Origin of the sequence: Streptomyces sp. ISL-11, from assembly GCF_018614525.1 — a bacterium.
Taxonomy (GTDB): Bacteria; Actinomycetota; Actinomycetes; order Streptomycetales; family Streptomycetaceae; genus Streptomyces.
Map to the genome: position 1 here is coordinate 1 of NZ_JAGGOL010000190.1, position 9,903 is coordinate 9,903.

Consider the following 9,903-nt stretch of genomic DNA (forward strand, 5'->3'; position numbering starts at 1 on the left):
GCCGTGAACGCGGCGGGCTCGACCGGGCGGTACGGGCCTGGGCCCAGGGCGGCCCCGCCGCGCTGGCCGTGCTGGAGGAGGAGTGGACCCCGGAGCCGGCGGCCCTGGCCCGCGCGCGGGCCCAGTTGGCCGCCGCCTGGGAGGAGGAGCGCGCGCCGGGCCTGCGGGTCACCCGCAACCGGTGGACGGCGCTCGGGACCGGCGCACAGCTGCGCTACGGACGTGACGGCCGCTGGTGGCCCTATCGCAAGCAGGGCGGCCAGTGGTGGCCCGCCGGTCCAGGAGAGGACGATCCGGCGGCGGCGCTCGCCGGTCTGCTCGCGGAGGACCCGGGACAACCGGAGTGAATCGAAAGCCGTAAAGCACCCATACGCTGCTTTCATGGTCTGTGGGGGTCGTTTTGCCTATCAGTATCAGAATGTGGTGATCTTTTACTTCAGCACCTCTGATCACGGAAAGGCCCTTTGGGATGACTTTCGCCCTGCTGCGCCGTCACAAGCGTTCCCCGCACCGGGAGACCGCACCGATCCCGTACGGGGCGGGGGCCCTGGACTGTGTCGTGCTCGATCCCGTGCGGCTACCTCTGCACAGAGCGGAGGTGTCCGTGCGGGACACCAACGGCCAGGAAGTCGTCCATGGACAGACCGACCCCCACGGCCGCTTCGCGGCGACCGTGGCGCCCGGCCAGTACAGCGTCGCCGTGACGGCCGAGGGCTTCACGCCCGTACGCCGCACGTTCGAGTCCACGGACGGGATACGCACCGCCCTGGACCCGATGGCCATGGAACCGGCGCCGGCGCCCTCCCTGCCCGCACCGGGGCCCTGGCGCATCGACCCGGACCACACGGCCGTGCGCTTCATCGCCCGGCACATCGGGCTCGCCGAGGTCCACGGCCGGTTCAACCGGTTCGAGGGCACACTGTGGATCGGCGACCGGATGGAGGACTCGCGCCTCGACGTGGTGATCGACACCTCCAGCATCGACACCGGCGTCGCCCAGCGCGACGAACACCTGCGCTCGGCGGAGTTCCTGAACGTCGCCCGGTTCCCCCACATGCAGTTCACCAGTGAGCGCTTCACACACCGAGGTGGCTCGCGGTGGGCCGTCCAGGGCGTGCTCGACCTGCACGGTGTCAGCCGGAACGTCTCCCTCGACACCCGCTACCTCGGCATCGGCACCGGCGTCACGGGCGAGACCCGCACCGCCTGCTCGGCCTCCACCGAGCTGCACCGCGAGGACTTCACCCTCAACTGGCGCTCCATGCTCCAGCGCGGGATCGCCATGATCGGCGCGACCATCAGGATCGAGCTCGACATCCAGGCCGTACCGGCTCAGTGACCCGGGCCCTCCGCCGCCAGGACGGGCTTGTCCTCGGCGGGCGCCGGGAACAGGTTCGTCGGAAAGCCGCTGGGCAGGCTGGTGGGGAAGCCACTGGGCAGGCGGGTCGGCAGACCGCTGGGAAGAGCTGTCGGCAGACGCGTCGGCAGCCGGCTCGGCAGGCTCGTCGGGAGATTCGACGGAAGCCCGCTGGGCAGGCTGAAGGACGGCGACGACCCGCTCGGCGTGTCCCCGCCGGGCCCCTTCCGCTTGTCGTCATCCCCGGCCCCGATGATCAGCACCGCTCCCAGCGCCAGCGCCGCGACGGCCACGAGCACGGTGATCACGATGGCGAGCCGCCGCCCGCCCCCGTCACCATGAGGGGGCGGTTCCGGGCCCCAGGGCGGCCCACTGGGACCGAATCCGCCCGGAGGCGGGGGCGGCGACGGGGGCGGAGGGCCCGCGGGCGGGCCGTACGGCGGTCCGGGTGGGGTGGCCATGCGTTCAGCGTCCCCGCGTACGCACCTCCCCCACCGCACGATGACGGTATCGCTACATCTTCCCCGTGGGACCGCGACATTCCAGCGGGCCGCGGGCCCTGACACCATGCCACCGAGCGGGCGACATCACGGCGGTTCCACGGCGTGCCCCTCCGGTCCACTGATCCCATAATCATACGATTTGCCGGTGTCCATCCCACCGCCCACGGAGCGCTCAGTCACCAGCCTCGCGGAGGAACGCCTCGAGCCCCGCCAGGTCGTCGGTGTTGAGGTGGTCCACCCCCGCGGCCAGGAGTTCCCGCCAGAGCGCCTCGCGCGCCGGGCCGGGCCGGTCGGGCGTGGCCCAGAAACGCAACCGCCGGTGCTCGGCGTGCGCGGTGGACACGATCCTCAGCAGCTCGGCCCGCTCCCGCGCAGGCATCGGCCCGACGCCCTGCCAGGTGAAGAGCGCGGTCCAGTTGTCGCTCACGAGAGGGGCGAACGAGGCCGGGACACCGGTCCCGAGATCGCCGAGACGGCCGTCGTAGAAGGCACGCCGCACCCGCTCCGCCGCCATGGGGGTCCGCGCGCCACGATCACCGGAGACGACCGCGGTGACGGCGCCGCGGTGGACCCTGCCGTCGGCACAGAAGCTGAGCATCGAGTGGTAGCGCCGCAGGCGGCGCGAGAGAGCGCGGTAGGTCGGGTCGCCCGCGGACTTGATGTCGACGAGGAGTTGCAGGGAGAGGTCGTAGCCCGGGTAGACACGGCCGCGGCCGGCTCTCACACGGCTCAGCAGCGGGTCGAGGTAGAGGGATTCGAGGGTGCGGGAGGGGTCGAGGCCGGACGCGTCGTGGCCGACCAGCAGTTGGCCGCCCACCAGCCAGATGTCGGCCTCCACGCTGCCGAAGCCGTGGGAGAGCGCGTCGGCGAGCGGGTGCGCGTGCTCGTAGTCGTTGTGCGCGTGCGCCCGGCGCAACGGCACCGTGCGGGTCACGTCCTGCCCCTGCTCCCGCGCACGCACCGGAGCGGCGAGGGCGGGGCCCGTGAACGCCCCGGCGAGTGCGGCTCCGAGCGTGACGAGGGCTGCGCGGCGCGTACGAGGGTTCATGGCGTCTCTCCCGGGTCGGTGGGCGTCGGGTGCGGCGGCCGGCGGGATCGTGAGGGCCGGTGCCCGTGAGTATCCGGGCACGGTGGGCCGGTGGGGAGGGATGCGCCAAGAGTTGCCCACGTCGACCTCGGCGCATTCCCTGTCGTTCTTTCGGGGAATGGTGAACCCTCTTGCGCCATGCAAGAGTTGACGCGACCTCTGGGGAGGCTGTGGTGAGACGTAGCAGCCGCGTGCGCGCGGTACTGACGGTTCTGGTGGCATGGACCTCGCTGGTCGGCGGGGGTACCGCGTGGGCGGAGACCGGAGCGCGGCCCGCGCTGCGCGTCGGCGCCCCTGCACCGGTGGCGCCCGGAGTGACGTACCAGGAGTTCTCGCTGGCGGCCGCGCACGGGCCCGCGTACGGGCATCTTCTCACCGCCGACCTGGGAGCGCCCGGTGTCTCCCTGGACCTGTTGTCCCCGGGTGCGGTCGCCGCGCGGTCGACGGTGTCGCGGATGGTCGACCGGCAGGGCGCGGTGGGCGGTATCAACGGCGACTTCTTCAACATCACGGAGACCCAGCACCCGGGCGTGGAGGCCACGGGCGCCCCGGTGGGACCGTCCATCGCGAGCGGCCGCGGGCTCGGCGCGGCGGTGCCCGACGGCCAGCGCTTCGGACCGGCCCTGCCGAGGGGCGCCACGACCCGGGACGTCATCGGCGTGGGTACGGACCGCACGGCCCGGCTGGACCGGCTCGCCCTGACGGGCACGGTGACGGCCGAGGGCAGGAAGCTGCCGCTGCGCGGCCTGAACCAGTACGCCCTGCCGGTCGGCGGCATCGGGGCCTACACCGCCGCGTGGGGCGCCGCCTCGCGGCTGCGCGCGACCTGCGGCACGGACACCAACAGGGGCGCGCCGTGCACGGCGGACACCTACGAACTCACCGTGCGCCGCGGCCGGGTGACGGCCGCGACGGCGACTCCGGGGCGCGGCGCGATCGCGTCCGGGTCCACGGTCCTGGTGGGCCGCGAGGCGGGGGCGCGCGAGCTGCGCAGACTGCGCGTGGGCGACACGGTCCGCGTCGAGGAACGGCTGAGGCCCACCGAGCCGGGAGCGCTCCGGTTCGCGATCGGCGGCTTCCCGGTGCTGCGCGACGGCCGGCTCCCGGCGGGTCTTGACAACGCGAACTCGGCCGTGCGGACCTCGGCGGGCTCGGGCGGCGGCGGCCGCCTCTTCTACCTCCTGGCCCTGGACGGCGGATCCGCCTACCGCACCGGCCTGACCGTCGCCGAACTGGCCGACCTGATGCGGGAGCTCGGCGCCGACGACGCGTTGAACCTCGACGGCGGCGGTTCGAGCACGCTGGTGACCCGCGACCCCGACGGCGGACGGACCACGGTGCGCAACCACCCCTCGGGCGGTGCCGAGCGGGCGGTCGCGAACGGTGTGGGAATTTTTATCCGCACTTAACTTCATAGACCAATCCACCCATTTGAGTGACTGCGCCCGTCAATTCCCGCTGCTAGCTTCGAACTTGCGCAAGCGGAAAGCAACCGTCGGGGTCCCGCAGTGGACTGTTCCGCAATGGATGGGTGGGAATTCTTATATGACGACGTCAGTGGAGACCGGCACCGACGCCGACAATCAACACGGTCCGGGCTCATTGAGCCTGGGCACGGCGGCCGCACGGAATCTCGCGACCACGACGAAGACCGTTCCGCAGATGCAGGGAATCACCTCACGGTGGCTGCTGCGCCTGCTGTCGTGGGTCCATGTCCCCGGCGGTACGTACCGGGTGAACCGACGACTGACGCACACGCTCGGCGACGGCCGGGTGGAGTTCGTCTCCACGGGGGCGGACGTCCGGGTCATCCCGGCCGAGCTGGGCGAACTGCCCCTGCTCCGAGGCTTCTCGGACCCGGCGGTACTCGAAGAACTGGCGGGCCGCTTCACCCAGCACGAGTACCGGCCCGGTGACGTGCTGGTGGAGGCCGGACAGCCGGCCGATCAGGTCGTCCTGATCGCCCACGGCAAGGTCCACAAGGAGCACGAGGGCGAGTACGGCGAGCCGGCCGTGCTCGGCGTGCTGGCGGACGGCGGGTACTTCGGCGACCGGGCCCTGGCGGCGACCGAGGTCGGCGAGTGGGACTTCACCGTCAAGGCCGTCACGGCCTGTACGGTGCTGACGCTGCCCCGCCGCGACTTCGAGGACATGCTGGGCCGCTCGGAGGAATTGCGCTCCCATGTCGCGGGCTTCCGCACCGCCTCCGGCCGCCCGCAGAACGAGTACGGGGAGTCGGCCATCGACGTCGCCTCCGGCCACAGCGGCGAACCGGCGTTGCCTGGCGTCTTCGCCGACTACGAGCTCTCGCCGCGCGAGTACGGGCTGAGCGTCGCGCAGACCGTGCTGCGGGTGCACTCACGTGTGGCCGACCTCTACAACGAGCCGATGAACCAGGTCGAGCAGCAGTTGCGGCTGACCATCGAGGCGCTGCGCGAGCGGCAGGAACACGAGCTGGTCAACAACCGCGAGTTCGGCCTGCTGCACAACGCCGACCTCAAGCAGCGCATCCACACCCGCACCGGCCCGCCCACCCCCGACGACCTCGACGAGCTGCTGGCCACGGTATGGAAGGACCCCGGCTTCCTGCTGGCGCACCCGCGCGCGATCGCGGCGATCGGCCGCGAGTTCAACCGCCGGGGCGTGTATCCGGACAGCGTGCCGGTGAGCGGCCACATGATGCCCGCCTGGCGCGGTGTGCCGATCTTCCCGTGCAGCAAGATCCCGGTCACCGAGAACGGCACCAGCTCCATTCTCCTGATGCGCACCGGAGAGGAATCCCAAGGGGTCGTCGGGCTCCACCGGACGGGAATTCCCGACGAGTACCGGCCGAGCCTCTCCGTCCGTTTCATGGGCATCAGCGAGCAGGCCATCATCTCCTACCTGGTGAGCGCCTACTATTCCGCGGCCGTCCTCGTCCCCGACGCCCTGGGCATTCTCGAGAACGTCGAAGTCGGTCACTGACCGGCGAACTCCACGGACCAGCCGGCGCGTTCAGCGCCAGAACATTCCGCGCCAGAAGACGCAACAGATGGGTGATGACCAGTAATGACCACGTCAGTGGAGTCCGGAGAGGTCACGCAGACAGGCGAGTCGCAGCTGAGCCTGGGCACGACGGCGGCACGGCAGCTCGCCACCACGACGAAGTCCGTTCCGCAGATGCAGGGCATCAGCTCCCGGTGGCTGCTTCGGGTGCTGCCCTGGGTCCAGGTGTCCGCGGGCACGTACCGGGTGAACCGGCGACTGACCTACTCGGTCGGGGACGGCCGGGTCGAGTTCATCTCGACCGGCACGGACGTACGGGTGATCCCGCCGGAGCTCGGCGAACTGCCGCTGCTGCGGGGGTTCGAGGACAGTGCCGCGCTGGAGGCGCTGGCGGACGGGTTCGTCCAGCGCGAGTACGCGGCGGGCGACACCCTGGTCGAGGCGGGCACTCCGGCCGATCAGATCGTCCTGATCGCCCACGGCAAGCTCAACAAAACGGGCCCGGGCAAGTACGGCGAGGAGACCGTGCTCGGCGTGCTGGCCGACGGTGACTACTTCGGCGAGAAGGTGCCGCTGGAGACGGAGGGCACCTGGCCGTTCACCGTACGGGCCGTGACGCGCTGCACGGTGCTGGCGCTGCCCCGGCAGACCTTCCAGGAGCTCGCCGACCGCTCGGAGGCACTGCGCGATCACATCGCGGGCTTCGCCTCCCGGCCGCAGCGGCCGCAGAACAAGCGCGGCGAGGCCGACATCGCGGTGACCTCCGGCCACTCCGGTGAGCCGGTCATCCCCGGCACCTTCGCCGACTACGAGCTCTCCCCCCGCGAGTACGAACTCGGCGTCGCGCAGACCGTGCTGCGGGTGCACACACGCGTGGCCGACCTCTACAACGAGCCGATGAGTCAGCTGGAGCAGCAGTTGCGGCTGACCGTCGAGGCGCTGCGTGAGCGCCAGGAACACGAGATCGTCAACAACCGTGAATTCGGTCTGCTGCACAACGCCGACCTCGGTCAGCGCATTCACACCCGTACCGGTCCCCCCACCCCCGACGACCTCGACGAGCTGCTGTCGAGGCGCCGCAAGACCCAGTATCTGCTGGCGCATCCGCGCACGATCGCGGCGTTCGGCCGGGAGTGCACCAGCCGCGGCCTCTACCCGCAATCCATCGACGTCCTGGGCTCGGCGGTGCGCTCCTGGCGCGGGGTGCCGCTGCTGCCCTGCAACAAGATCCCGGTGTCCGAGTCCGGTACGAGCTCGATCCTCGCGATGCGGACCGGTGAGGAGAACCAGGGTGTGGTGGGCCTGCACCAGACCGGCATCCCGGACGAATATCAGCCGAGTCTCAATGTGCGCTTCATGGGCATCAATGAGCAGGCGGTCTCGTCGTATCTGGTGAGCGCCTACTATTCGGCGGCCATTCTGGTCCCGGACGCCCTCGGCATTCTGGAGGACGTCGAGATCGGCCGCGCGTAGGACGAAAGTTGAACCGGAGGTGTGCGGTCTTTGGACACCCGTGGCCATGGCCGACGAGGCCGGCCGGAGCGGGCTACGGCGTCAGGGCCGCACACCGCTGACGAGGCGCGCGGTGGCGCTGATGCCATCGGTGATGGTGGGCGCCACGCTCGTACTGGCGAGGAGGAAGCCGAGCAGGACACACACCAGGGCGGGAAAGACCCGGAGTGCGCCGCTGCGCATGAATACCACCATCAGAATCAGAAGCAGCAGGACCACGGAGATCGAAATAGCCACGGCGAACCTCCTCGACGGAGTGGTTGAACGCCAGTCTGACCCACCGCGCTTCGCGATCCGGGAAAGCGGGTGTACTCCATTCGGGTACGAGTTCGCCGGGTCGGGCGCTTCCCCCGGCCACCACGTGGTGGAGAGCCGTGGTGGCACTCATGCGCCAGGGATCCTCGTTCGGGACAGGGTCCGGGCATTCCGCCCGCAGGAGCGCCCGCTCCGAGACCGCCCGCGGAGGATCGCAGAGCGACAAGCCGACATGTACGTACGTCACCTATATCGGGAGTACACCGGAAAAGGTCTGGGAAGCGCTGACCGACGCCGATATGACGGCCGAGTACTGGGGGCACAGCAATGTCTCGGACTGGCAGGTCGGCTCCCTGTGGGAACATCAGCGCACCAACAGCACGCACACCGCCGATGTCGCCGGCACGGTCCTGGAGAGCGTGCCGCCCACGCGCCTGGTGACCACCTGGGCCGAGCCGGGCGACGAGCGGGCGGAGCGCGTCTCCCGCGTCACCTTCGGCATCCGCGCGTACGCCGGGATCGTCCGGCTCACCGTGACCCACGAGGACCTGGCCGACGAGGCCGAACGGGACGCGGCGGCGCGGGGATGGGCGGCGGTGCTGTCCAATCTCAAGTCGTTCCTGGAGACGGGCAGTCCGCTCCCGGAGGAGCCGTGGCTCGTACCGTGGCCGTGACGGCAACGCGTCCGGTCCGGTGGCATCCCCGGCGGCCCGGCTTCATCGGTACGTTCGGAATGTCATCCTAGGGTCACCTGTGTGCCCAGACTCATCGACGCCGTCAAACGCCTGGTGGTCGGCCGTGCGCTGCCCAGTGAAGGGCTGCAGGAGACGCTGCTGCCCAAACGGCTGGCGCTGCCCATCTTCGCCTCCGACCCCCTGTCGTCGGTCGCCTACGCCACGCAGGAGATCCTGCTGGTCCTGACGCTGGGCGGTCTGGCATACCTCCATCTGGCCACCTGGATCGCGATCGCGGTGGTGGCCCTGATGGCCGTCGTGGTGCTGTCCTACCGGCAGGTCGTCCACGCCTACCCCTCCGGCGGCGGGTCCTACGAGGTGGTGTCGACCAACCTCGGGGCCTCGGCGGGGCTGGTGGTGGCCGCGTCGCTGCTGGTGGACTACGTGATGACGGTGGCGGTGTCGGTCGCGTCCGGCGTGGACAACATCATCTCCGCCGTCCCGTCCCTGAACCCGCACCGGACGATCATGGCGGTGGTCTTCGTCGCCCTGCTGGCGTCGGTGAACCTGCGCGGGCTGCGCGAGTCCGGCCGGGCCTTCGCGGCGCCCACCTATCTCTTCGTCACCGGTGTCGTCGTGCTGTGCGCGACCGGCCTGTTCCGCTGGATCGCCGGTGACGCCCCAGTGGCGGAGTCCGCCCGCTACGGCATCACGGCCGACCCCGGCGACGCGAACCTCGCGGGCGCGGCCCTCGCGCTGCTCGTCCTGCGGGCGTTCTCCAGCGGGTGCACCGCGCTGACCGGTGTGGAGGCCATCTCCAACGGGGTGCCGGCCTTCCGCAGGCCCAAGTCCCGCAACGCCGCCACCACGATGGCCGCGATGGGCCTGATCGCGGTCGTGATGTTCTCCGGGATCACCGCGCTCGCGCTCATCGCCGATGTCCACATCGCCGACGACACCTGCCGGCTGACGGGCTTCACCGGGGACTGCGCCACCACACCCCAGCGCACCGTCATCGCCCAGCTCGCGGCCGCGGTCTTCGGCGGCAGTGACAGCTTCGGCTTCTTCTATATCCAGGCGGCCACCGCGCTGGTGCTGATCCTCGCCGCGAACACCGCGTTCAACGGCTTCCCGCTGCTGGCGTCCATCCTGGCCCAGCACCGCTACGTGCCGCACCAGTTGCACACCCGCGGCGACCGGCTCGCCTTCTCCAACGGCATCCTCGCGCTCGCCACGGTCGCCGGCGTGCTGCTGTGGGTGTACCACGCGTCGGTCACCAGCCTCATCCACCTCTACATCCTCGGGGTGTTCACCTCCTTCACCCTCTCCCAGACGGGCATGGTCCGGCACTGGAACCGCGCCCTGCGGGAGGGTCCCCCCGCGCGCGAGCGCGGGCACATCCACACCGCCCGGGTGATCAACGCGGTGGGGGCCGTGGTCACCGGCCTGGTGCTGATCATCGTGCTGCTGACGAAGTTCACCCAGGGCGCCTACCTGGCGGTGATCGCCGGTGTGCTGCTGTGGCTGATG

The 9,903-nt window shown here is 70.6% G+C and carries 9 protein-coding genes and 1 pseudogene; 7 read left to right on the forward strand and 3 right to left on the reverse strand.

The features are described 5' to 3' along the window. Both J7E86_RS29100 and J7E86_RS29105 read left to right on the forward strand, forming a co-directional pair. Window positions 1-347, forward strand: a pseudogene (locus tag J7E86_RS29100) (SWF or SNF family helicase); the annotation flags it as partial. Between the two features lie 122 nt (window positions 348-469). Next, on the forward strand, window positions 470-1,339 hold the full coding sequence (locus J7E86_RS29105; protein ID WP_215085807.1) for a YceI family protein: 870 nt from the start codon (window positions 470-472) through the stop codon (window positions 1,337-1,339). On the opposite strand, the gene J7E86_RS29110 is transcribed toward J7E86_RS29105, so the two are convergent. Both J7E86_RS29110 and J7E86_RS29115 read right to left on the reverse strand, forming a co-directional pair. Beyond that, window positions 1,333-1,665: a hypothetical protein gene (locus J7E86_RS29110; RefSeq protein ID WP_308312767.1), complete on the reverse strand. Its 333-nt coding sequence runs from the start codon at window positions 1,663-1,665 to the stop codon at window positions 1,333-1,335. The two genes, J7E86_RS29105 and J7E86_RS29110, sit on opposite strands and share 7 nt — an antisense overlap. Window positions 1,666-2,032: 367 nt before the next feature. Continuing rightward, window positions 2,033-2,908 carry a phosphatidylinositol-specific phospholipase C/glycerophosphodiester phosphodiesterase family protein gene (locus tag J7E86_RS29115; protein ID WP_215085808.1) on the reverse strand — a complete coding sequence of 292 codons (876 nt, stop codon included), beginning with the start codon at window positions 2,906-2,908 and terminating at the stop codon, window positions 2,033-2,035. A 209-nt stretch (window positions 2,909-3,117) separates the two neighbouring features. On the opposite strand from J7E86_RS29115, the gene J7E86_RS29120 reads away from it, so the two are divergent. The 3 genes from J7E86_RS29120 to J7E86_RS29130 all read left to right on the forward strand — a co-directional run bounded on the left by J7E86_RS29120 (window position 3,118) and on the right by J7E86_RS29130 (window position 7,405). Beyond that, window positions 3,118-4,356 carry a phosphodiester glycosidase family protein gene (locus J7E86_RS29120; RefSeq protein WP_308312768.1) on the forward strand — a complete coding sequence of 413 codons (1,239 nt, stop codon included), beginning with the start codon at window positions 3,118-3,120 and terminating at the stop codon, window positions 4,354-4,356. A 136-nt stretch (window positions 4,357-4,492) separates the two neighbouring features. Continuing rightward, window positions 4,493-5,911: a family 2B encapsulin nanocompartment shell protein gene (locus tag J7E86_RS29125; protein ID WP_215085809.1), complete on the forward strand. Its 1,419-nt coding sequence runs from the start codon at window positions 4,493-4,495 to the stop codon at window positions 5,909-5,911. An 84-nt stretch (window positions 5,912-5,995) separates the two neighbouring features. Continuing rightward, window positions 5,996-7,405 carry a family 2B encapsulin nanocompartment shell protein gene (locus J7E86_RS29130; protein WP_215085810.1) on the forward strand — a complete coding sequence of 470 codons (1,410 nt, stop codon included), beginning with the start codon at window positions 5,996-5,998 and terminating at the stop codon, window positions 7,403-7,405. Window positions 7,406-7,486: 81 nt separating this feature from the next. Here the strand turns inward: J7E86_RS29130 and J7E86_RS29135 are convergent, their stop codons facing one another. Beyond that, a complete protein-coding gene (locus J7E86_RS29135; protein ID WP_215085811.1) occupies window positions 7,487-7,681 on the reverse strand; it encodes a hypothetical protein in 195 nt (64 codons plus the stop codon). A gap of 149 nt (window positions 7,682-7,830) precedes the next feature. On the opposite strand from J7E86_RS29135, the gene J7E86_RS29140 reads away from it, so the two are divergent. Both J7E86_RS29140 and J7E86_RS29145 read left to right on the forward strand, forming a co-directional pair. Beyond that, entirely contained in the window at window positions 7,831-8,373 is a 543-nt protein-coding gene (locus tag J7E86_RS29140) for an SRPBCC family protein (RefSeq protein ID WP_215085812.1), read from the forward strand. A gap of 81 nt (window positions 8,374-8,454) precedes the next feature. Beyond that, a partial coding sequence (locus J7E86_RS29145) for an APC family permease (RefSeq protein WP_215085813.1) occupies window positions 8,455-9,903 on the forward strand: 1,449 nt, incomplete at its 3' end.